The organism is Pseudoalteromonas byunsanensis (assembly GCF_001854475.1).
In the GTDB taxonomy this organism is placed as follows: Bacteria; Pseudomonadota; Gammaproteobacteria; order Enterobacterales; family Alteromonadaceae; genus Pseudoalteromonas; species Pseudoalteromonas byunsanensis.
The window spans coordinates 51,021-74,685 of sequence record NZ_MNAN01000011.1; the positions used below are offsets into that span (position 1 = coordinate 51,021).

Genomic DNA, 23,665 nt, shown 5'->3' on the forward strand with positions numbered 1-23,665 from the left:
TTAGGGCCAGCTCTCAAAGAGATGGATGATGTGAAGATGGGCGTGAGTTAGGCGACAAAGTCACCGCTTATACAACCTAAACATATATCTGTTTCAAACATAACTAAAATGCTGTGATAACGATTGTAAACTGCCTATAGAAAGATTACATTTTCGTCTGATGAATAAGGAAGTATCACCATGAAAAAGTTCTTTGCACTGCTATTAATACTGCTCCTCACAGGCTGCAAACAGACGCAGAAAGTTGAAATAAAAGAATCACTTAAAAAACCATCAACCCTTTTAAATCATACCCTTTTTACCCGCTTGGATATCGAAAATGAAGCGAGTATCTTTGCACTACCAGAAGCAGAACAACAAAAGTTTATAAACTACGCCGAAGAACAAAAACTCAAAAATATCCGAGCCGATACCATTATCGCCAACTATCTGGATAGCAGCCTTGATAGGTTTAGTTACGATGGTGCCACACTCAATGCCAGCCATACACTAGCAAAGAATGAAGGTAACTGTATTAGCCTCGCAATTTTGACTCAAGCATATGCTAATATACTCGGCGTAGAAACGAGCTTTAGAGAAGTTGCCAGCATGCCCATTTATAAAAAACAGGGCCAGACCATTTTGGTATCTAATCATTTTAAAACAAAGCTATATGCCCCTCCTGAGCAAGATGATAAGAATTGGCTGTATGCTATTCGCCCGGGTACTGTAATTGACTACTTTCCAGCACGAGACTTGGTGTTTGTCGGCAGCGCTACGTACGCTGATTTAGTGGCAAAATACTACGCAAACCTCGCCACTGAAGCATTACTGGCAGAACAATTTGATACTAGCTATTCCCTCGTTTCTCAAGCCCTTGAATATGCCCCCTATGATCCCGAAATGATTAACTTAGCTGCTATTTTACACCGTCGAGTTGGTGATACTGATACCGCCAAAAAACTGTTTGAATTTGCCGTGAATAATCAGCTAGTAAGCAGCAACTTACTTTATAGCTACAGCTATCTTGCGCAACAGCTCTCAGACACACAACTGCAAGAAGAACTAGAAAAAAAATTGTTGGACAACGCAAAAACGCCGTTTGATTTTTTACAACTTGCCGAACAAGAAATTGCCAAAGAGCGCTATTTTCGAGCTGAATCCCTTCTAAAAGACTTAATTGCCACAACGCCCTACATTCCCGAACCCTACTTTGCACTGGCGAAGATTTACTATCTACAAGATAAAAAAGAAAAGTCTGCGATGTATTTACAGTACGCCATCGAAAAATCGGAAGATCGGGAAAAACAAGGGGTCTATCAGGCCAAGTTGAATACGCTCAAATATGTTGGCAGTAGTTATAACCAAAACAAAGAACAAAATTAAACTCAATGTTAATTTATTATTAACAACTTATTTACCTATGCGTTTTTTCGTTCTACCTTAGATGTGTCTAACTTTTAGACAAAACAAAAACATGTAAGGATCAACAATGAAAAAACGCTATTTTCTCCCCGCTCTAAGTATTGTTTCAATGACCGCTTTCGCACAAGCGCCATTAACTGAAGAGCAAATGTTAAACTTCACAAGCAAAACAACCGAAACCATCATCGGTAAAACCGAAACACTGAACCTAGCGCTCAGTGGTAAAGCCAACACAATCTCACAAACTATTTCACACCCAGATGCCAGTTATATAAAACTACACTTTAAAAACATTAACTTAAATGGTGGTGGTAAGCTGGTTGTCAGAGCGACAGACAATAGTGAGCGTTATGAATACACCGCTTCGGATATGCGTAAAGCAACTCTAGAAAAAGGTGATAACGGTGCCAGTGACTTTGCAGCAATGTCTGTATCCAGCGATACAGTTGTCGTCGAATACACACCGGGTCAGGCAAATAATGCTAACTTAGGCACACCTCTCATCGACTATTACCACTTTGGTACCGAGGATCAGCTCAGCGCTGCTGATGTTGATACACTATCAACCTGTGGGGTTAATGAGCGTAGAGACGTTCAGTGTTGGGCACAATCTCACCCTACTGAGTTTGAGCGCAGTCGTCCGGTGGCACGCTTAGTTATTGGTGGTCGTAGCTTATGTACTGGTTGGCGTGTTGGTGCCGATAACCACATGTTTACTAACAACCATTGTGTGGAAACAGCGTCAGAACTTACATCAACGGAAGTATGGTTTAATTACCAACACACAAGCTGTAACGGCAGCACCAAAGAGACAGTGGTCAAGGTCACGGGTAGAGATTTCCTAAAAACTGATTACACACTAGATTACACCTTATTCACTGTGAACGACTTTGAATTAACAGAACCATTCGGCTATTTCGGCTTGGATGTGCGCGATGCAACGCAAGGCGAACGTATCTATATTCCACAGCATGGTTCTGGTAACCCAAAAGAGCTGTCTATTGAATCAGATCAAGACAGTAACGGCCTATGTCAGGTGAATGAAGCCAATGCGAATGGACGTGGTACAGGTACAGATCTTGGTTATTACTGTGATACTATTGGCGGTTCTTCTGGTTCTCCTGTACTTGCAGCGGCAACCAACAATGTTATCGCACTACACCATTTGGGTGGCTGTACTAACAAAGGTGCTAAAATCAGCAAGATCTGGCCGCAAGTTGCTAGTCAGTTTAACAATCAAATCCCGGTTGGTGATCAACCTGGTAGTGACCCTGTACCGGCAGCTCGCTTTACCTACAGCTGTGACAAGTTAGCTTGCCAATTTGACGGCTCAGACTCTAACGTGCCTGGTGGCTCAATCAACCAGTATGAATGGCAATTTGGCGACAATAGCAACAATGGTTTTGGTAGCAATGTCGCACATACTTACGCCAATGGTGGCGATTACTCGGTAACACTGACAGTCACAGACGATCAAGGCCAAACTGCTTCTCTTAGTAAGACAGTTTCTGTCTCTGATGCAACCGACCCTGCGCAGCTACAACGAGGCGTAGCAAGAACGGATCTGTCGGGTGTAAAATACTCAGAGCAGTTCTTCTATTTTGATGTGCCGATGGGTGCAACCAATATTACCTTCAAAATGGCCGGTGGCACGGGTGATGCGGACTTATATGTACGTAAAGATGAAAAGCCTACAACCTCTACATACGACTGCCGTCCTTACCGTTGGGGTAATGGTGAAACCTGTACACAAAACGATGGCGCTGGTAGATATCATGTCATGATCAGAGCATTTTCTGCATTTAATGGCGTACAGCTAACAGCAGACTATACTAACTAAGGCATATCGGGAGAATATGGGTAGAGCAGAGTATTTATTGCTCTATGCAGACAGGTGTACATCCTGACATGCTCTTCATTCTCCATATCTGTTTTATACTCAAGGCGACGCTCTATGTCGCCTTTCTTTATTTATGTTCAAGATATTAGGTTATAAGTCGTACCACAGGCCAAACCAGGCTCTATTTTCATTTTCAAAACTGTCTCCTTCAACACGACTCATTCCGACATCGACTTTGAAGTCACTCAACCCCGCAGGGGAAAATTTACCCAACCAAGTTTGCCCGTTAAACCCAACAGACCATTTAATACCGTAACTTTGTGCAAATAACTGCCCATCTAGTTGGTGTTGTTGAAAGTACAGCCACGGATAGCTTTCTTTTAGCGTTATTGCCCCACTAAAACCTTCATACTTGTTCCCTTGAGCAGTGTAAAATGGCAGTTCAGGCGCCATTATGATATTGGCCAAACGCGTTTCACTCATTAGCGACGAACTGAATCCACCGAGCTGCAGAGCCTGATTTTCTCGCTTAGCATACTGATATGATAGCGCCATTGGGATATAAAAAGCTTTACCAAACAGGCTAGCTGAAAGGCTTTGTCCTTGCCAATTGCGCTCTGCGGTTTGCCCTTCTAACCAGTAGCCCGATAGCTTTTGGCCTATGGCAAAGGATTGTTGATCATACAACCATGACTGCTTTATGCCTACCCGCAGCCAACGCTGAGATACCGACTGTTGTCGCTGTGCTTGTTTGCCGAACAAACCCGCAAACTGAGTCTGTAAATTGAGCTGTCCCCATTGATAGTGCTGACTCAACTGTGCAAACATACCATGCTGTTCTTCACCGACCTTGTCAGAAGAAGTACTTGTCTCATTAGTCACTTCGAAATCAAAGCCATGTATATCTAGTTGAAACTGATCATATTGATAACGTAACTTTGCAAAATTTCCTTGAAGTTGACCTCGTGATACATCTTGCGTATGCCCGATATGCCAACTCAACTGCTCCAAAAAATCCGACCCTTTTAAGCCAACATTAATTAACGCTGTACTTGCCGATGCATATTGCGCCCCCAAAGTCAGTGACGCATCCTGATGCCAAATGTCGTATCGCTGCGAAAGCATATCATCTTGATGCACCCTTGCCGGTGGCAATACAGTGGCATAGCTATTTGGCGCTTTTTCACCATTCACCCCATTAACACTGCCTGATTGTGCTCTAGGTTCAAGTTCATTCACTAACTCTCCTTGCAAAGCTGATAACTGGTACATGTCCACCCCCTCGAATCCACTCGACAAATAGAGCAACTGTCCATACTTATGGGCGATAGGGAATTGAAATAGTGCTTGCCCTTGTGTCAGTTGATACAACGCGCCTGTACTGAGCTCGTATCGATAAATATCCAGAGCACCATTTTTACCTGCCACAAAATACAATGCATCTCCGTCAGGTGACCAACTAGGTTGTGTTAAGTACTGATACCCTTTGGGTAAGGGAACAGGGTAAGTATTTCGAGCATTCACATCTTGTATATACAACTGCCAATCTGCATTTATGGTATGTTTCAAAAATGCGAGCTTCTGCTGCGCAGCACTATATGAAGGGAAGTCATATAAAGTGCTTATCTGTTTATCAAATAAGGCTGTTACCTGTTGGCTTGGCAAATGAATTTTTACCAGCTCTGAATAGCCATACGCCACCTGCTCGGCATAAATGGTTTGACCGTCCTCTACCAAGGTAAAACGACGGATTGCTTGATTTTGGGTGAGTTGCTCAACTTTATTCGAGATAACAGACCAGCGAAACAACTCTCCCCTTCGCTGCTTAGGATTTGCCTGATCCGCAGTAGAGGCAATGAAGTACAACGTATTATTATCTAACCACTGAGGATACCGAATACCAGAAAAGTTTATAGGTTCAAGTGAGTAAAGTGTCTTTTTAGCGAACACTTTAGGACGAACTTCAGCCACATCTTGCGGATCTTCGTTAAGCAGAGTGCGCTGTTTGTCCATGAACTTTCGCTCTGCATCGGGGTCATCTTGAGTCTGATACACATTGAGTTTTACTCGGCCCTCCTTATCGTGCTCTACGATAGCCAACCGACTACCATCAGCGGACAACACAGGACTGCTAGCACCATATGCATACTCTTGCCATAAGGTACTTGCCATAACAGGTTCTTGCTGTTCTTTTTCCATTGCCTGATAGGTATATTCAGCAATAAAGCGCCGGTATAATGTTGCTGGATGTTCTGCAAATACTCCCTTAAAAGCGCGAGTAAAGTCTCGAGAGGTTACTGCTCGCATACGGGTCCATACCGAATCGAGTGTTTGTTGTGAATAGCGCTGCTCTAACCAAGCGAGAAATCGAGCGCCCAGTAAATAAGCCATTGCTTTGGATTGATACTCATGGTTGCCGTCATTCAACTGCTCATAGGATAGCAATGCACCTTGTTGTGCCAACTCCCTGAGCAACGCCTCACTGTAATTATCATATAACCTGCCACGTCCCGTCATTTTTGACTCTACCAACGTGGCATATCCTTCTGCCACCCAACGCGGCATCATTGCTTGGGACACGTCATACAAGTCCCATACATTCCGCAATGCCTGCTTCCATGTATGCCTGCTAGGCTGAGAAAGGTGCACTAAATGTATGTATTCATGCAATATAAGTAATTGTTGCCAACTATTATGATTAGCAATGGCGGTATCTGATTGCGGCGGTGTCGTAAACAAAGCCATGAGTGGATTATCAGTACTGGGAAGCGCAAATCCATTCGCAGCATGGATAGGATCAAAAATCACCACATCCGCTTTTTTACTCAACCCTCTGCTCTGTTGCTGCCACACTTTATCACGCACAATCTCTAACTCTTTAGCCGCGCTGATGGCCCAGAGCTGATGACCTTGAGTATAGTGAATGTTGAAGTGCTCGGTCTGTATCGTGTACCAAGCAGGAGCCGCCGAAGCTAAAGTCATCCAGACTGACGCTATAACCAAGCCAACAAATCTGATCAAGTTCACAAATACCCACTGTAAACGCATAAATTTTAACACCTCACAAGTTTGCTTATTGTCAGTATGCCAAATAATCAGCGTGAGCTTCTGTGAAAAATAAATAAAAATTGTAAGTAATGACGACAGTTCTCGTATCACCCCATACCACTTGGTATGCATAACACCAGAAACACAGCATTTTACTTGTATATACAGCTAGAAATAGCGGCGCGACTGCTTCTAAAGTATGAAGATATATTGAAATACAAAGATAAGGTATTTACTTGGCAAGCAGCTATGTCACACGCTTAACGAGATTACGCCAAGCATGCGACGTGTATTAAAGATTAGAGCCAACGTATGCGCGTTGCCAAGGTATGACTTTGCCCTGGCTCAACGCGCGCTTTATCTTCCATGACGTTTGCGGCTTCAAGGCATAACATAGAGTGATATTCATCATCTCGAAAATTGCTGAGCCGCTGTGACTTTTCTATCCAAGGGTTCCAAAGTACACAAGAGGTTGAATTTTCTCTGGCCACTTCAATCACCCCTTCTGGGGTGTGAATTGTTTGCACAGCTTTAGCTTGTGTATACACCATGTCTGTTTCTCGCTCAAATGTGACCACATCATGTTGCGTAAACGGGCCTTCACCAAACTCTATGTAAGTTGCCCCCTGCAAGCCATCAACGCGTGTTTGTTCAATGGCTGAAGTAGGAAAGTAGGTGTGTAACGCCTGAGATAAGGTAAAAGGTTCTTTGCCTAGATTTGTGTTCGTCAAACGAACTTCCAGCTGCTCGGAAAACCTAAACTCTACTTCTAACCTAGATTCATATGGCCAATAAGTTTTGTCCACAGAACGCATGGGTAACGACAACCTGACTAGAATATGATCGCTGTGCTCATGTACATCTTCGGCGCGCCACAGTAGCTTACGTGCGACACCATGGATCGGCCAATCGACTTTTTCATGTACGCCAAACCAAGGCCAACAAATGGGAATACCGCCACGAATTGCCTTTCCCTCTTGATAATCTTCATCAGCTGACACCCAGATCAAGCTATGCTTGCCCTTGGGCGTAAACTCACTAAGCTGCGCCCCCTGTAAAAACACCTTGCCTGAGCACAACGGACTGTCAACATTAATGTATTCAAGTCCACTTTCGGTATGTCGAATCGAAACTGATGCTGATAATTCCATATCTCACCTTGTTATTGAATTACTTACTGTCTGCTACATTACCGAATAAGTGCCTTGAGAGTAAATAAATAACGGCCAAGATGAAGGATCCTCATCATTGGCCATTAGAGTGAGGTAAACTTTCTCATACCTTAAATTGCCCCACCAAAGCTGTGAGCTTAGCGGACAACTGATTCATCTTTTCTCCGCTTTTAGCGGTGTTATTGGCTACTTCTGTCACACTATCCGCGGCATTTTTGATATCCACTACGTTACGGCTGATGTCCTCAGCAACATGTTGTTGCTCCTCAGCTGCTGTAGCAATTTGTGTATTAACATCGTTAATAGTTTGAATAGATTGGGTGATCTCTGAAAACTGGGTCTGTGCAGAGCGGCTCAGCTCTACTGTTTGCTCAGTAGCACGCAAACTCTTACGCATATCTTGTGAAACTTGCTCGGTCATTTTATGCAGTTTATCAAGTTGAGCTGCAATTTCTTCTGTGGACTCTGAGGTTCTTTGCGACAAAGCACGTACTTCATCAGCCACCACCGCAAAGCCTCGACCATGCTCTCCGGCACGAGCCGCTTCAATAGCCGCATTCAGCGCTAATAAGTTGGTTTGCTCCGCAATACCGCGGATCACACTTAAAATAGACATGATATTTTCACTTTCACTATCCAATTGTGTGATGTCTGAAGTAGCACTGGTTATCACCGAAGCAAGATCGGCCACACTGGATACTGTTTTGGTGATCACATCCTGCCCTAATAGCGATGCGCTTTGTGTTTGTGACGCAAGCTCAGCAGCATTTGCACAACTGGCCGCAACCTCATTAGCTGTTGTAGCCATTTGATTTATGGCTGTCGCCACCATCTCAAGGGCTTGCTGCTGCTGCACAGTAGACTCCGTCAATTCACTCGCTTGACCAGAAGTGGCCTGTGCGGTTTGCGCCACTTGCTGTGCACACTGATTAATTTGCGTAACTAGTTGAGCAATAAGATTTAAGAACAGGTTAAAACTATTGGCCAGTTTGCCTGTCTCATCTTTGGTCGCGATATCTAATCGCTGCGTAAGGTCTCCACCCCCTTGCGAGATCACCGTTAAGCCATCACTTACCTCCACAATGGGGCCAGAGATCAAGCGTGCAATGTAAGTAGACAAAACCACAAACACGGCAATTAATATTGCACTCAGAGCCACTATGGTGATGGTCATGGTATTGGCTGAAGCCATAACCTCACTTTTTTGTACCAGCCCAATAAACTTCCAGCCCAAACGCTTTGAGGTATAAATGTTCGCAAAATACTCCTTACCACCAACTTTTGTACTGTAGGTTCCAGAATCGTAGCGCGCGAAATCAGAGAAGGCACCGCCAGATATGTCCGTCAAAGGCTTAAAGGTATGCTCAGAATTGCTGGCATCCGCCAAAACTGTTCCGGTGTTTTCCACCAGTAGTAAATAGCCCGTTTCACCTAAGCGGATCTGCTTAACGATATCTGTTAAACCACTTAACGACACATCCATCCCCTGTACACCGATGACACGACCATTATCCTTGATGGCTTTCACTGTTGAGACGATGACCATGTCATCCGGTGCCCAATAATAAGCATCTGTTCTGGTTGTTTCGCCATCGCCCCGCTCACCGGTTTGATACCAAGGTCGTGTACGCGGGTCATACCGAGCGTTGACTTCGCCTTGTGGCCATTGAATATATCCACCTTCAGCATTGCCCATGTAAATATATGCAATTCCAGAGTGAGTTTGACCAAATAACTCAAACTGCTGATAAGCAGACTTTTCCACTTCATGGTTTTGCATAGAATTGAGTTGTGTCGCGGTACTTGTATTCAAATATGTTTTAACCTGAGTACGCGCTGCTAATATTTTGGGGTGACTGGCAAGATAATCCACATTTTTAGCTATTTCGCCAAAAAACATACTAATACCGTTATCAATCTGTAGCGCTTCTCGATTTGCTAATTGCGAAAAGTTATCCAGTGAAGCTTGTCGGGTCTGCGAAATCATCAACCCTGCAATAATCAAAAGAGGCAGCACAATCGCTGAAATAAAAGCCAGACGCAGCTTTTGCGAAATACTCATAACGCGACCATCCATATTTACCGTATAAAAAAATATAGCTAGCAAGTCACAAAGTGGTCAAGGTAACAATATGTAATAGTTTGAATTTACTTATAAACGTATAACTATTTCTAATTTGAGATATTTAGTTAGAATAGTCTACCCTAATACATACAAGTAACTATCACAGTAACTCAAAAGTGGGTAACCATGCATAAATTAACACCTCTTGTGCTCGCAATGGGCCTATTTCCAGCCATTTCTCAGGCCAATGATTCGGAAATAGACAAATTAAAACAACAGCTTGCAGATTTACAAAAGCAAATCCAAAAGCTTGAGGCTAAGTCCACCGAGAAAAAAGCTGAGAAAACTTCTGGCATCAAAGTGGGCGGAGCAGTACGAACTAACTTTAGTCATACTTCATATAACGACGGCAACAAAAATCGTGGCGGTGATTTTGATTTTGATATTTTTAGGGTCAACTTCTCTGGCGATATTGGTGATGTTCAACTAAATGCCGAAATTCGATTTTTTGATTATATGAGCGCGGTTAAATACGCGTATGTAGGCTACGATTTTGCCAAAGACTGGCAAGTTCAGGCAGGTATTACCAAAGTCCCCTTTGGCAACTGGCCATACAATTCACACAATTACTTCTTTAACACTACTTACTATATCGGCTTGGAAGACGACCATGATTTGGGCGTGTTGTTCAAGCGTAAGCTAAAAGACAACTGGCAGCTAGATATTGGTTTTTTCAAAAATGATGAACTCGGTGGTGTTGATGGCTATGTTGAAGAGCGCAGCGACCGCTATTCGTATGATGTGGTGGGATACCGTAAGGCGGGTGATGGCGTATATGATGATCCAACTCAGCCATTAGGCGAATACAACACATTGGCTGGGCGTTATGCGTATCACTTCAAGCATAAAGGCGGAACAACTGAAGTCGGCTTTTCCGGACAAACTGGCGGCTTGCACAATGGCATAGAGCGAACGGGTGATTATCATTCTTGGGCCATTCACGTGAACAGCCACGTTGGCCCTTGGAACTTTCAGTTGCAACATGGTGAATACAGTTATGATATGGACGATACCAGTATAGATCGCATGGCCGTTGGCGCTTATGCATTCTACGACAGTATCGCAGCTGAGGCGATGACCTCAAACCTCAATGTTGCCTATAGTCTGCCTATCAAATGGGGCGCAATCACTGGCCTACAATTTTACAATGACTTTGGTATTATTTACGACAAGTCAGATAACAGCGAAGACACTTGGATGAATGTTACCGGTGTGTCCGTTGCTGCAGGTGGTTTTTTCACTTACTTTGACTTTGTGAATGCTAAGAATCAACCATTCGTCGGCGGCTCTATTGCCGGAGACAGTGATGATACTGAGCAACGCTTTAATATTAATATCGGCTACTATTTCTAGAGACTTAAATTTCTAGAATAGTGTCACATCATCAGCAGTGACACCTGTCACTGCTGATGATATAAAAACTCGCAAACTTGTTGCGCTGTGATAAGCTTTAAACATCAACCTCATGCAGTGAGCACAACTATGGCAAATAAAGTAACAGCGCTTTTCAATCGGTGTTTCTGGCTACATGTTGCAGGCATCAGTTTTGTTGGTTTAGGCTTTGTGGGTATTGTGCTTCCGGTGATGCCCACCACGGTATTTTTTATACTCGCGCTGGCTTGTTTTACTCGCTCTAATCCTCGACTGGCCAACTGGCTGCTCAATCACAATAAGTTTGGCCCGACTTTACAACAATGGCATGATTACCAAGTGATCCCAGTTAAAGGCAAATGTTACGCTGGTTTAGGAATGTTATTGGGGTTCATTATTCTCGCCTATAATGCACCACCACTGTGGGTACTTATCAGTGTTGCCCTATGTGAGCTAATGGTAATGCTCTACATTTGCTCAAAGCCATCACATCCACCGGCTATTATCAACTCAAAATAAAACCTGCTATTTTCAATAGCATTGCTTATCTTACCTGTCCTTTTATACTGGCTAAACCAAGCTTTATGAAGGATAAGTTGTGAATTTAAATCAAATTACGCTTGGCGTGCACAATATGGAGCAAGCCACAACGTTCTATCGTCAATTAGGTTTTTTGCAAATCGTTGATACACCCCATTATGCTCGTTTTGAGTGCGCAAACGGTGCAACCTTTTCATTGTCACTCGAAGATAACATGCAACCTAATAACACCACGATTTATTTTGAGCATGAACAACTGAACGAGTGGGTCAATGAGCTTCAGACCAAAGGAATAACTTTTGATAGCCTACCTGAAAATAAGCGTTATTTATGGCGAGAAGCACAACTGCGTGACCCCAGTGGCAATAAAATCAAGCTCTATTGGGCTGGCGATAATCGCCTTAATCCACCGTGGCGCACAGAACGTCGCAACGACTAAGTTGACCATGAAAAAAAGCGATGAGTGTAATCGAGATAAGTCACTGTATTCCTACGAAGATCCTCTTTATAGTCTAAAATATAGTCAAAGCGCTTAGCGAAGTGCACACAAGCTAAGTGCTTTGTCATTTTTAAACCTCAGTCAATAAGGTATAGAGCATGGATAAGAGCAACGAAAATGCAGCTGGAAAATGCCCAGTTATGCATGGTAGCAATACGCGTCTAGGGGACCAAAGAACCAAGAATACCGATTGGTGGCCCAATCAATTGAACTTAAAAATTCTTCACCAAAATGACAAAAAAGCTAACCCTTTAGGCGAAGGATTTGACTACGTAAAAGCCTTTAACCAACTTGACTTACCCGCTGTAAAACAAGACCTACAAGAAGTTATGACTGATTCGAAATCATGGTGGCCCGCCGACTTTGGTCATTATGGACCCTTGATGATACGTATGGCGTGGCATGCTGCTGGCACCTATCGTACCGCGGATGGTCGAGGTGGCGCGGCAACCGGTAATCAGCGTTTTGCCCCTCTCAATAGTTGGCCTGACAACGCTAACCTTGATAAAGCACGCCGCTTGTTGTGGCCCATTAAGCAAAAGTATGGCAACAGTCTGTCTTGGGCCGATCTATTTATCCTCGCAGGCAATGTTGCTTTGGAATCAATGGGGTTAAAAACCTTCGGCTTTGCAGGTGGACGTGAAGATATTTGGGAACCAGAAGAAGATATTTATTGGGGTGTAGAAAAGGAATGGTTAGATAACAGTCGCTATTATGGTGAACGGGACCTTGAGCACCCTTTGGCTGCAGTACAAATGGGCTTGATTTACGTTAACCCAGAAGGCCCCGATGGCCATCCAAACCCTGTGGCTTCTGGCAAAGATATCCGCGAAACCTTCAAACGTATGGCAATGGATGATGCAGAAACCGTAGCGCTAACCGCAGGGGGCCACACATTCGGTAAGTGTCATGGTGCAGCCCCTGATTCTCACGTTGGACCCGAACCCGAGGCCGCCCCCATAGAGCAAATGGGTTTTGGTTGGCGCAACCAGTACGGTTCAGGTAAAGGGGCAGATACCATCACCAGTGGCATTGAAGGTGCCTGGACTCCAACCCCTACACAATGGGATAACAGCTACTTTGACGTGTTGTTTGGCTACGAGTGGACATTGTCTAAGAGCCCTGCTGGTGCGCATCAATGGCAGCCAGTTGACTTGGCGCCGCACCATCACGCACCTGATGCCGAAGATGCCAATAAACGCGTGGGGATTATGATGACTACTGCCGACATGGCAATGCGCGAAGACCCTCAATACTGTGAGATCTCCAAGTACTATCACGACAACCCAGAGGCATTTGCAGATGCTTTTGCTCGAGCTTGGTTTAAGCTCACACACCGTGATTTAGGGCCAAAATCTCGCTATTTAGGACCGGAAGTTCCTGATGAAGATTTAATCTGGCAAGACCCTATTCCTAAGGTCGATCATGAGCTGGTTGATCAACGCGATATCGATCACTTGACTATACAGATCCTTGCATCCGGACTGAGTGTCTCTGAACTGGTTTATACAGCTTGGTCATCAGCATCCACGTTTAGAGGGTCTGATTGTCGTGGTGGAGCCAATGGTGCAAGGTTGAGATTAGCACCTCAGAATCAGTGGCTAGTGAATCAACCTGAGCAACTTCATAAGGTACTGCTGACCTTGAGCCAAATTCAGCAGAACTTTAATGACTCACAGTCAGGTAACAAGGCGATTTCTCTTGCCGATATGATTGTGCTGGCAGGTGCCGCAGCCATTGAACAGGCAGCCAAAGATGCAGGTGTTGATGCGGTTGTTCCCTTTACTCCAGGGCGCAGTGATGCCAGCGCAGAGCAAACCGATGTAGAGTCATTTGGCTTGCTTGAGCCCATTGCTGATGGGTTTAGAAACTATCAAAAAGGTGAATACAGTGTCTCGGCTGAGGAGTTGCTGATCGATAAAGCCCAACTACTCACCTTAACTGCACCAGAAATGACCGTGTTAATTGGTGGGCTTCGCGTTTTGAATGCCAACTTCGAGCAACGCCCACATGGCGTATTGACTGCTCGCCCAGGTACTTTGAGCAATGACTTTTTTGTCAACTTGCTGGATATGGACACAGAGTGGAACCCTGATGATAACAAGGCGCAAACCTTTGTAGGACGCTGCAGAAAAACTGGCCAACCGAAATGGCAAGCCACTCGAGTTGATCTGGTGTTTGGCTCTAATTCACAACTTCGAGCGATCAGCGAGGTTTATGCTTGTGACGATAACAAAATAAAGTTCATACAGGATTTTATCCGGGCATGGAACAAGGTGATGAACGCAGATCGCTTTGATATTCGCTAAACAAACCCACTTTTACTTAAAGAGCACGGTTTATCGTGCTCTTTGCCTTTACCCTGATATTTTGGGCACCTTGCCCCACTCAACACAACGCCAACCATCTTCCTGATTGGTTTCATTTTCAAAGATACAAATGCCACCTGTGGGTACTTTAAGGTTGCTCTCATTAAACTGTTTATCAATGACGTGACTAAAACGCATGATGCCATTGCTGCTAACCATTAGCGTGGTTTTATCCTGATGATTGCACAGTATGGCTTGTGCAAAAGACAACCACCCCTGACGCAATGCGTCTGGGTCGACCAACCAACCACTCGGGACTTCTCCATGACTATTCCAACGTGCGATCACGGCTTTGCCCGCCTCTAAGTTGCCATCACCCAAACGTAACATGACATCATTCTCCGTCTTGTTTTCATCGGGCCCATAGTCAATTTCATTTAAAAATTCCTCACTACGGATACAGTCACTTTGCAAACCTAGTGCTGTACATATCAGCTGAGCAGTTTGTTGGTGGCGTTTTAGTGGGCCCGCATAAATGCTATGCGCCACCCAATGATTTGCCAACAAGTATTGGCCAACCGCTGTTCCTTTATCTGTTTCAACCAAATCAAGGTCGGTACGAGCTCCAACCCTAGTGGGCGTATCGGTAGGTAAAAATGTGTTGCCGTGTCTTACCACGATTAAGCGTGTTGTCATGGAATATCCTGTTATCAAGCGGGCACTTAGCACCCGTTCAACATATCATTTCGAATACTTTAGCCATTACGGCGTCAGATCATACTCGCCATCACTGGCAATAATAGCTTCAGCACGCTGAATATCTTCAGGACTGTCAACTCCACTCATTCCAGTACGGCCCTGATAGCCAACTTTGACCATTTTAACGGCGATGTTATTTTCCAAAAAGCGCATCTGCTCTAGTCCCTCACAATGCTCATAGGTACTTTCAGGCATTGCAAAATATGCTTCTAGTGCTTTGGCTGTATAGCCATACAAGCCGATATGCCTTTTCACTGGTGACAGTGTACTATTTTGACGCATCGACGCTTCCTTACGAATAGCAGGGATAATATTTTTACTAAACGTCATCGCTAACAGATCGCGGTTGATCTGTACGGTAGTGCCACTAAACGGAGTTACTTGTTTAACTTCTCTTAGTTTATCCAGCTCTTGCCATGTTAGTTCCACATACGGTGTAAACACCTCGCCAACCGAGCTGGATTTCCACGACTCTATCAAAGCACTGATAAACCATGGCGGACACAACGGGTTGTCCCCCTGTAAATTTACAATAAAATCAGGCTTTTCTGGCAATTGCTGTAGTACATCAAAACAGCGCTCAGTGCCACTATTACATTGCTCAGACGTCATTAGATAGGGCACTTGATGTTGCTCACACAACTGTACAATCCGCTCATCATCCGTTGCAACCACATAGTCACACTCGCTTTGTGTTTGACACACATAACGCGCAATGTCGGCAACGCGCAATAACATCTCTGTGCCTGCGATTTTCAGTAGTGGCTTACCCGGCAAACGGGTGCTGCCATATCGGGCGGGGATCACTATGAGCGTTTTGTGCATGCAATAAGTCCTTAAATGAATTCTATGGTGCCCGTATTTGAGAAACTAATACACGGGACAATAGGCCCTATTATAGAACGTCTATCCGCTCGCTTTAAAGGCCTGATCTCGAGTGTACCACTGTGCAACAGAATTTATTTTCCAAACATCAGCTTCATGCAATCAAACAGCCGATTTAGTAAACACACTGTTAACTTGGCTTTAATGGTCCGCATAGGTTATCCATCAAACTTTATTTTCACAGCAACCTTATTTTTGGTCGGAATTTTTTATACCGTCTTTTAACAAAAAGTACTACAGCAAATCGGTGTTACTTGTTGGAATACCAAGTGAGGAGCGTAACGTTAAACGAAGTGCTAGTATGAACTTATAGCAGGTGCCGTACTGCCGCCGCCCCTGCTTAAGACGTCTATTCAAGCCGAACCTATTCAGGCCGAACCTATTCAGGCCGAGCCTATTCAGGCCGAACCCTTACAAATTCATTCTACTCACTGTCCTGATGCGTTACCTGCCACTGGCTCATAAGCTTCAGCATCAACTCACTGGCCGCATCAAAATCGTATTCGTCCAGCACCTTGCCCAACCTCATCAAGTAACCTTTACAGCGTTCATCATGCATAATGCCCAACAACTCTTCCACAACATCAGCCGCATCGGTATCGCTGTCTTCTAACATCGTCGCTAAACTTGCCAATTTATTGCTCACCTGTGCCGTATTTAGCGCCGAATTTAATGTTTTATCAGCGGCTTTGTAATGAGGCTTTAATGCACGCAATGCATGTTTAATCCCACTGATTAATGGTGCTATCTGCTGACCCACTCGGTCGATATGGGGCTGTAGTTGCACGGTATGCTGCATACATGCCTGCTCTAATTCAGCCGCGGCTCCTTGCAGTTCATAAGCGCCAATATTGCCAGCCAATGCTTTCATTGTATGCGCCCAATTCAGTACTAAGTCCGCAGCCGTCGGCTCTACTTGAGAAAGATCATCACAAGCGTATAAAGACACCATCTGCTCATACTCACCTAAAAGTGAATTTTGTTTATCAACAAACCGCTTTAATAGTTGTATATACAATACTAGATCGCCACCAGCAATGTGCAGTCCTTGGCGTGGGTTTAAACCTTGAATGTTCGAAAATACAGTAACATCTTGCTCACTTACCTCAATCGGTTTTGCGCTATGTGTAGCTATGCTGGGTTTCACCCATTGCTGTATGGTAGAGACCATATGGGCAATATCGATCGGCTTAAAAATAATATCGTTCATACCACATGCTTTTACGGCTTGCTGATTGTCTTTGGTCACGCTAGCTGTCATCGCGATAATCGGTAACTGCGCTAAGTTTGTCTGAGCACGAATTTGTCGAGTCGTCTCGTAGCCGTCCATGTGCGGCATTTGACAATCCATCAGTATCCCATCAAAAGTGTGTGTTTGTAGTGTACTTAACGCCTGTTTCCCGTTACCTGCGACAGTTACCTGAGCCCCCTGCTTAGTCAATAATGCGACAGCCAGTTCTTGATTTAATTCATTATCTTCAACGAGTAACAGGCTTATTCCAGCGAGCGGCTCACTCATTGAGGCTTCAATATGAGTGTGTTTGTTCGGTGTTTTTTCACCGCACAGTTCCTGTAAATGTGTATAAAGCGGTGTTGGGAAAATAGGTTTGCTTAGTAATATACTGTCATCACCATTTATTACCTGCTCTAAATGGTGCGTGTCGTAAGGTGCCATCAAAGCGACTAGGCCTGTTGGTCTGCGCTCTTTGTACGAAGCTATGACGTGTTGCGCCTGTTGATCAACAAAAATGATATCGGCCTGTTCAAACTGAGCATTAAGCAACTCTGTTTGACTTGCACTGTAATAGTGCGTTTGTATGTTGGCATGTTGTAAGTATGTGGATAGCACTCGGCTGGCGTACTGATCGTCATCTACTATCAGAGCATGTTCGATAGCTAATTGAGGTTTTGTTATCTGCTCATCAGTTAGACATTGTAAAGACAAAGTAAAAGAGAAAGTACTGCCTATCTCAGGAGTGCTTTGACATTCTATTTTTCCTCCCATAAGCGTGACCAACTTCTGACTAATCGCCAAGCCCAATCCCGTACCACCATATTTACGTGTAATGGATGAATCCGCCTGATTGAAAGACTCAAATAACCTTTGCTGTTGCTCGCCAGTCATACCGATGCCTGAATCGATCACGGCAATAGCCAGTGTCACCCGTTCATCAAGCTGCTGCTCAAGAGTAACATTGATCATAACTTGCCCATCTTGCTCAGTAAACTTTATTGCATTGCTACCAAGATTAAGCAACACCTGCCCTATACGCAGAGGATCGCCCTGTAGCTGCTTGGGAATAAGCGGGTCTAATGAAACGTTGATCATCAGCCCTTTCTCTCTGGCTTTAATACTAAGCACATCAACGCAGTTTGATAACACCTCTTCGATGGACAAAGGCACAAGTTCAATATCTAGCTTACCCGCCTCAATCTTAGAGAAATCGAGTATATCGTTAATAATGCCTAGTAAAGACTCGCCACTACGGTGAATTTTTTCAACGTAATTTCGTTGCTTACGATCCAGCTCGGTATCGAGTACCAAGTAACTCATCCCTATAATGGCATTCATTGGCGTGCGAATTTCATGAGACATATTAGACAAGAAGTCAGACTTGGCCTGTGTTGCGCTCTCAGCTATCTCTTTGGCGTGTTTTAATGCCACCTCTAATTTTTTAGCATCAGAAATATCCATATTGATACCAAAGACACTCTTATTTTGCGCTCTCGCATCACGTTGCATACTGCGACCAATGGTCAAGATCCACTTCCATGCGCCATCAGCCGCGCGCATGCGGTACTCACAACGAAACATAGAAGTTTGTTTTTTTAAATAGGCAATCAGCGTGTCCTGTACATGATCAAAATCATCTGGGTGGATCAAGGCACGCCAACGAGCCACACTTTTGCCATATTTTTGCTCCAATTCATCATCTAAATATCCCAACATAGATGACCAAGTGCTGTTGGTCACTAAAATGTCTTTATAGCTATCCCACTCCCACATACCGGCATTTGCGCCCTGCATGGCAAGTTCAAGACGTTGCTCAGCATCTTTAAGTTCACGGTAAGACAGAGAATTAGCAAGCGCCACCGCCAAATGATTACCAACAACTCTTAAAATGCTCAGCTGGGCATCACCATAAGCCTGTTCACAATTGGACTGAAGCGTAAAAAAACCTAACATTTTTCCCTCTACAATCAGAGGCATACAAAACGCTGTTTGCGTGTTAGCGCCATTCAAACTGTCATTAGCATGTAATCCGTAACCCTGCCAACATGCATCACTGTCTAGCAACAACTCAGTATTGTGTTTAATACAGTAGCTTTCTATCGTCAGTGAATCTTTAACATGTAAATCTAATACGGATAACGGACAGTCATTTTGCTGTGCAAAAATAAAGTCTACGAATTGACCTTTTTCGTGATAAGCACCCACAGCAAAAAAATCACATGCTAATGTCTCGCGCAGATGGCTATATATTGTATGGCAGATAGCGTGCATATCATGACTTGCTGCCGCATCCTTTCCTACTTCAGCCAGTACAATAATTTCCTGTGTTCGCTTGGCTACCCTTTGCTCTAAGCGCATACTAGCATTACTCAAGCGCTTAAAACGTAACGTGATAGCAACGCTAATAAATAACAGCAATAACACGGGTAAAGAGATTTGGAACCAAAGGGTTTGATACCAAGCAGGAATACGTATTACCTTGATTGAAATTCCCTGACGGTTCCACACGCCGTGATTATTACTGCCTTGAATACGCAGTTCATACTCGCCCGGTGGTAAGTCTCGGTAAGTAACAGTTTGATCAGCGGTAATATCTCCCCAATCACTGTGATGTCCAACCAGCCAAGTGCGATAACGGTTATCCACAGTGGACTGATAATCCAAAGCTGAGAAATGCACACGCAAACTGTGGTTATCTGGTGTCATGATAATTGGCTGAGTAAAATCGCGCACCCTTTTTTCATCTACCCAAGCCTGTGTAAACACAAGCTTGGGTATTTTGCGGTTTACTCTGACCTGTTCAGGCGCAAAGCGTGTAATACCATCAACTCTACCAAATAAGATTTGTCCTTGACTGGCTGTTTGCGCACGCGCTAAAAAATGATTGTTAGCCAGCCCATCGTGTAAGGTAAAATGATGAAAGGCATGAGTTTGCGTATCTAACTTGTATATACCACTTGAAGTAGCCAACCATATATATCCTTGGTTGTCCGCAATTATTGATTTTATGACGAATGACCTATCGGAAACGGTATTGGCATAGCGCATGAACTGCCTGCTTTTTAAATCATAACTGGTTAGCCCATTATTCGTTGCAAGCCATATTTTCGAGTCGTATTCCATAGCCTGATTAACATAATTGTCACTCAGACTGGACTCATCACTGTGCGCTATAAACTGAACAGATTCACGACCATTGGCTGTTACCCTAAACACCCCTTCACCATCAGTGCCTATCCAAGCCCGCTGCTCACTGTCAATAAAAACGAAATTTGCATCAACATTTGGCAGTAAAGTTGTGTATTGTTCACTGCCGATGCGCCAACGAATAACCGAGTTTTGTCCGGTCAATATCAGCCATGCCCAGCCTTGTTGATCAAAACTGATATCTTCGACAGAGTGACGGGGATCGGGTAGCCAAAATAACTCTACAGCATGAAGTTCTTTGGTCTGCTCATCAACTCGGTACAAACCAAAGTTAGTAGCCGCAAAGAGCTGACCATACTGATTACGTGCCAGCTTATGGACTCGTAACCGATAATCGCCTGCTAGCACATCACGGCTGGCAAAGGGCGTAAATGTCTGTTCGCCATCAAAGTGAACCAAGCCGCGGCCTGTACCTAACCATACACCACCTTGACGGGCCTCAGCCATGCTCAGTACCTGTCTGAACAAACCTGACAGCAAGTAATCCTGCAAGTAGTTTTGATGTGATGTAAACATTGGGGGGTTTGGGTAAACCTTAATGATCCCAGAATAACGCGTCGCAGCCCATAACAGGCCTGTTTCATCAATCAAGACCTGACGAACATCGCGACTGGATAACAATGCTAGCTTCGAAACATGGGGAGTCTTTACAAAGCGCTGTTTAATAATAGAAAATCGATAAACGCCAGAAAATGTTGAGAGAATAATTTCCCCTTGGTGGTGTAGCATTTTCGAAACACTCGGCAAGCCACCTTCGGGTAAATTAAAAATTTTGTACTGCCCTGTATCTACATTAAATAAACCAAAACTACGTCGCGTCGCTACCCACATCCTACCTTGAGCATCAAAAGATACCTGCCTGACTTCGTTGTGATCGAGCTCGCTAGAGTTCATATCAAAACTCAAAAACTGACCAGTCTGTCTATCCAATTTATGTAAGCCATGGGATGTCCCCAACCAAATGGCTCCGCTGATATCCTCAGCGATACTCCAAACTCTATTCTTACCATCAAAGTCAGATACTTGTTCACTAAAAATAAAGCGCTTAAAGGTGCCTTGTTCATCCATTAACTGATTCAGTCCACCACCATTTGTGCCAACCCACAAGGTACCATCCTGACTTTCGAACAAGCTTTGTATTTTGTCTGATCCCAATGAATCCGCTCGCTTTGGGTCATGGCGAAAATGCACGAATGACTGCTCGCCTTGCAACAAGTTTAAGCCACCTCCCCAAGTACCCGCCCACATTCGCCCTTGGCTATCAAACAAAATTGTCGCAACACTGTTAGCCGATAGCGAATCAGGTCTACTGGGCTCATTTTTATAAGTTACAAATTGATAGCCATCATAGCGCATGACACCATCTGCACTGGCAAACCACATAAATCCTTGTGGGTCTCTGGCTACGGCATAGATTTGAGGATTGGAAAGCCCATTATAGGCCGAGATATGCTCAACTTTTAATTTTCCACTGTCTGTAGCGTAGGCGATATTCAAACTAGCTAACAACAGCACACCGATAATGATGGGCGTTAAAAAGAGTTGAGGAAGTTTCACACGGCACTCCAGATTGGCTATGATATTAAATTAAAAACGTATTTTAGCTATCAGACCAGATGAAATTTGTTGCAGCTAAGCCTAAATTATAACAGTAATTCCATAAAGCTAAGGATATTTACCCTTCATGGTGTATCTGATTATTCGTATGCTATTACTAATAGACCAACCTTGGATGATGTAGCGAGTATTTATGACCTTTCACTCTAGTCCGCTAACAGTATTGATTGTAGAACCGTTTGAAGCGGTTAGGGCAATGATAAGTAAAGTACTGAACGAAATTGGAAATATTAATATTATTCAAAGCTCTAGCGGCAACGATGCACTAGAGAAACTTGCCTATAATGACGTAGGTTTGATAATCGGAGAGTGGCAGTTGTCGGGACTCTCTGGCATCGAGTTTTTGACTCAAGTTCGTACTACGCCGCGTACTGCGAAAATCCCCTTTTTGATGATGTCCTCAACCATAGAGCAGGCACATGTGGTCAGTGCAATACAATGTGGGGTCTCGGAATTTGTCGTTAAGCCCTTTTCAAGTAAACAGCTTAAAGCGCGTATTCAACGTGCGCTAAATCGACCTGTCAGGGAGTTTCAAGGCGACTCAACTCAGATTACTGCTCCCGCTCAAGAAGAACAAATACAGCTGCTGATCGTGGATGATGTTGCTGACAACATTAAAGTCATCAGCGATATTTTGCGCAGAGATTACAAAGTGCGCGCAGCGCTTAACGGCAAAAAAGCGCTTCAGATCTGCGCCTGTGAGCCTCAGCCCGATATTGTCTTGCTGGATATCATGATGCCTGAAATGGATGGTTTAGAAGTGTGTCGTCGTCTCAAAGCTGACCCAAATACCCAGCATATCACCGTGATATTTCTAACCGCTTTGGAACAAACCGAACATGTGGTTAAAGGGCTCTCTTTGGGTGCTGTTGACTACATTACCAAGCCGGCTAATCCAGCAATTGTAAAATCCAGAGTGCAGGCGCACTGTCGTGGTATAGAATCAAACCGTCTAATGCGCGCCCAAATCGATACAATGCTCGAAAATGCTAGACTGAGAGACGAATTCGATAACCTAAATCAAAATGAACTGGTCAAGCCTATTTCACATATTCAGCACTCTTGTGAGTTATTATCCACCCACTTACATCAGCCAGAAAAAGCCAAGCGGTATCTAGCAGACATTAAACACAGCTGCACACAATTACAACTTCACCTTGATGGGGTGGCAGCGCTTAGCAAAATAGAGCGCAATGATTATAAACTTAACCCACAGTCACATAGCCTACAATGTGTGGTTGACGATGTACTGGCTAGCCTTGCCAGCACACTCAAACAACAGCAACTCAGCGTGCATACCTCTATCGATACTGGTCTGGAGTTTATTGGTGAATTGACACTTACCCATACGCTGTTAAGTCACTTAATAACAAATGCCCTTGAAGCTTCAAAAAACCGACCAAGTATCAATGTAAACGCGAGCCAAAGTGACGAGCATGTGGTGATCACCATACATAACTCAGATACCGTCCCAACTCAGGTTACAGAGCAGTTCTTTGAGAAATTTGTAAGCTTTGGCAAACCGGGTAGGCTTGGTATGGGGACATACATCGCTAAATTGCTTGTTGAAGCGCAAAATGGAACGGTGGCTTTTCGCACAGATGACAATTTAGGCACCGAAGTCTATGTCCACTTACCTGTGGGTAACTAGCACC

Annotated in this window: 13 protein-coding genes; 7 read left to right on the top strand and 6 right to left on the bottom strand. The window is 44.1% G+C overall.

The window, feature by feature from the left end; all coding sequences use genetic code 11:
- The first annotated feature begins 180 nt into the window (after positions 1 to 180).
- Both BIW53_RS01900 and BIW53_RS01905 read left to right on the top strand, forming a co-directional pair.
- The gene (locus BIW53_RS01900; RefSeq protein WP_070990102.1) at positions 181 to 1,365 is read left to right on the top strand and encodes a tetratricopeptide repeat protein; all 1,185 of its coding nucleotides are present in this window, start codon (positions 181 to 183) and stop codon (positions 1,363 to 1,365) included.
- Positions 1,366 to 1,471: 106 nt separating this feature from the next.
- Positions 1,472 to 3,244, top strand: coding sequence for a PKD domain-containing protein (locus BIW53_RS01905; protein WP_070990104.1), 1,773 nt, complete (start codon positions 1,472 to 1,474; stop codon positions 3,242 to 3,244).
- 150 nt (positions 3,245 to 3,394) lie between these two features.
- Here the strand turns inward: BIW53_RS01905 and BIW53_RS01910 are convergent, their stop codons facing one another.
- The 3 genes from BIW53_RS01910 to BIW53_RS01920 all read right to left on the bottom strand — a co-directional run bounded on the left by BIW53_RS01910 (position 3,395) and on the right by BIW53_RS01920 (position 9,526).
- Positions 3,395 to 6,292: a TolB family protein gene (locus tag BIW53_RS01910; RefSeq protein WP_070990152.1), complete on the bottom strand. Its 2,898-nt coding sequence runs from the start codon at positions 6,290 to 6,292 to the stop codon at positions 3,395 to 3,397.
- A gap of 299 nt (positions 6,293 to 6,591) precedes the next feature.
- Positions 6,592 to 7,443 (bottom strand): D-hexose-6-phosphate mutarotase, encoded by an 852-nt coding sequence (locus BIW53_RS01915; RefSeq protein ID WP_070990106.1) that lies wholly within the window; start codon positions 7,441 to 7,443, stop codon positions 6,592 to 6,594.
- Positions 7,444 to 7,567: 124 nt separating this feature from the next.
- Entirely contained in the window at positions 7,568 to 9,526 is a 1,959-nt protein-coding gene (locus BIW53_RS01920) for a methyl-accepting chemotaxis protein (protein ID WP_070990108.1), read from the bottom strand.
- 189 nt (positions 9,527 to 9,715) lie between these two features.
- On the opposite strand from BIW53_RS01920, the gene BIW53_RS01925 reads away from it, so the two are divergent.
- From BIW53_RS01925 to katG, 4 genes are all read left to right on the top strand, one after another.
- Positions 9,716 to 10,942: a porin gene (locus BIW53_RS01925; protein WP_070990110.1), complete on the top strand. Its 1,227-nt coding sequence runs from the start codon at positions 9,716 to 9,718 to the stop codon at positions 10,940 to 10,942.
- 129 nt (positions 10,943 to 11,071) lie between these two features.
- On the top strand, positions 11,072 to 11,479 hold the full coding sequence (locus BIW53_RS01930; protein WP_070990112.1) for a YbaN family protein: 408 nt from the start codon (positions 11,072 to 11,074) through the stop codon (positions 11,477 to 11,479).
- Between the two features lie 79 nt (positions 11,480 to 11,558).
- On the top strand, positions 11,559 to 11,939 hold the full coding sequence (locus BIW53_RS01935) for a VOC family protein (RefSeq protein ID WP_070990114.1): 381 nt from the start codon (positions 11,559 to 11,561) through the stop codon (positions 11,937 to 11,939).
- 158 nt (positions 11,940 to 12,097) lie between these two features.
- Entirely contained in the window at positions 12,098 to 14,308 is a 2,211-nt protein-coding gene (gene katG / locus BIW53_RS01940) for a catalase/peroxidase HPI (protein ID WP_070990116.1), read from the top strand.
- 48 nt (positions 14,309 to 14,356) lie between these two features.
- Here katG and BIW53_RS01945 read toward each other — a convergent pair whose 3' ends face one another.
- The 3 genes from BIW53_RS01945 to BIW53_RS01955 form a co-directional block, all read right to left on the bottom strand.
- Complete coding sequence (locus BIW53_RS01945; protein ID WP_070990118.1) at positions 14,357 to 15,004, bottom strand: histidine phosphatase family protein; 648 nt, start codon at positions 15,002 to 15,004, stop codon at positions 14,357 to 14,359.
- Between the two features lie 66 nt (positions 15,005 to 15,070).
- Entirely contained in the window at positions 15,071 to 15,892 is an 822-nt protein-coding gene (locus tag BIW53_RS01950) for a 3-deoxy-manno-octulosonate cytidylyltransferase family protein (RefSeq protein WP_070990120.1), read from the bottom strand.
- A gap of 484 nt (positions 15,893 to 16,376) precedes the next feature.
- The gene (locus BIW53_RS01955; RefSeq protein WP_070990123.1) at positions 16,377 to 21,950 is read right to left on the bottom strand and encodes a two-component regulator propeller domain-containing protein; all 5,574 of its coding nucleotides are present in this window, start codon (positions 21,948 to 21,950) and stop codon (positions 16,377 to 16,379) included.
- A gap of 193 nt (positions 21,951 to 22,143) precedes the next feature.
- Between BIW53_RS01955 and BIW53_RS01960 the strand changes: the two genes are divergently transcribed.
- Positions 22,144 to 23,661, top strand: a complete 1,518-nt coding sequence (locus tag BIW53_RS01960; protein WP_070990125.1) for a response regulator — start codon at positions 22,144 to 22,146, stop codon at positions 23,659 to 23,661.
- The last annotated feature ends 4 nt before the right edge of the window (positions 23,662 to 23,665 follow it).

What these genes read in the sequence shown, in the direction of transcription:
- BIW53_RS01960 (WP_070990125.1), top strand. Translation starts at nt 22,144, where the DNA reads ATGACCTTTCACTCTAGTCCGCTAACAGTATTGATTGTAGAACCGTTT.
- BIW53_RS01925 (WP_070990110.1), top strand. Translation starts at nt 9,716, where the DNA reads ATGCATAAATTAACACCTCTTGTGCTCGCAATGGGCCTATTTCCAGCC.
- BIW53_RS01930 (WP_070990112.1), top strand. Translation starts at nt 11,072, where the DNA reads ATGGCAAATAAAGTAACAGCGCTTTTCAATCGGTGTTTCTGGCTACAT.
- BIW53_RS01915 (WP_070990106.1), bottom strand. Translation starts at nt 7,443, where the DNA reads ATGGAATTATCAGCATCAGTTTCGATTCGACATACCGAAAGTGGACTT.
- BIW53_RS01905 (WP_070990104.1), top strand. Translation starts at nt 1,472, where the DNA reads ATGAAAAAACGCTATTTTCTCCCCGCTCTAAGTATTGTTTCAATGACC.
- BIW53_RS01950 (WP_070990120.1), bottom strand. Translation starts at nt 15,892, where the DNA reads ATGCACAAAACGCTCATAGTGATCCCCGCCCGATATGGCAGCACCCGT.
- BIW53_RS01910 (WP_070990152.1), bottom strand. Translation starts at nt 6,292, where the DNA reads ATGCGTTTACAGTGGGTATTTGTGAACTTGATCAGATTTGTTGGCTTG.
- BIW53_RS01900 (WP_070990102.1), top strand. Translation starts at nt 181, where the DNA reads ATGAAAAAGTTCTTTGCACTGCTATTAATACTGCTCCTCACAGGCTGC.
- BIW53_RS01945 (WP_070990118.1), bottom strand. Translation starts at nt 15,004, where the DNA reads ATGACAACACGCTTAATCGTGGTAAGACACGGCAACACATTTTTACCT.
- katG (WP_070990116.1), top strand. Translation starts at nt 12,098, where the DNA reads ATGGATAAGAGCAACGAAAATGCAGCTGGAAAATGCCCAGTTATGCAT.
- BIW53_RS01920 (WP_070990108.1), bottom strand. Translation starts at nt 9,526, where the DNA reads ATGAGTATTTCGCAAAAGCTGCGTCTGGCTTTTATTTCAGCGATTGTG.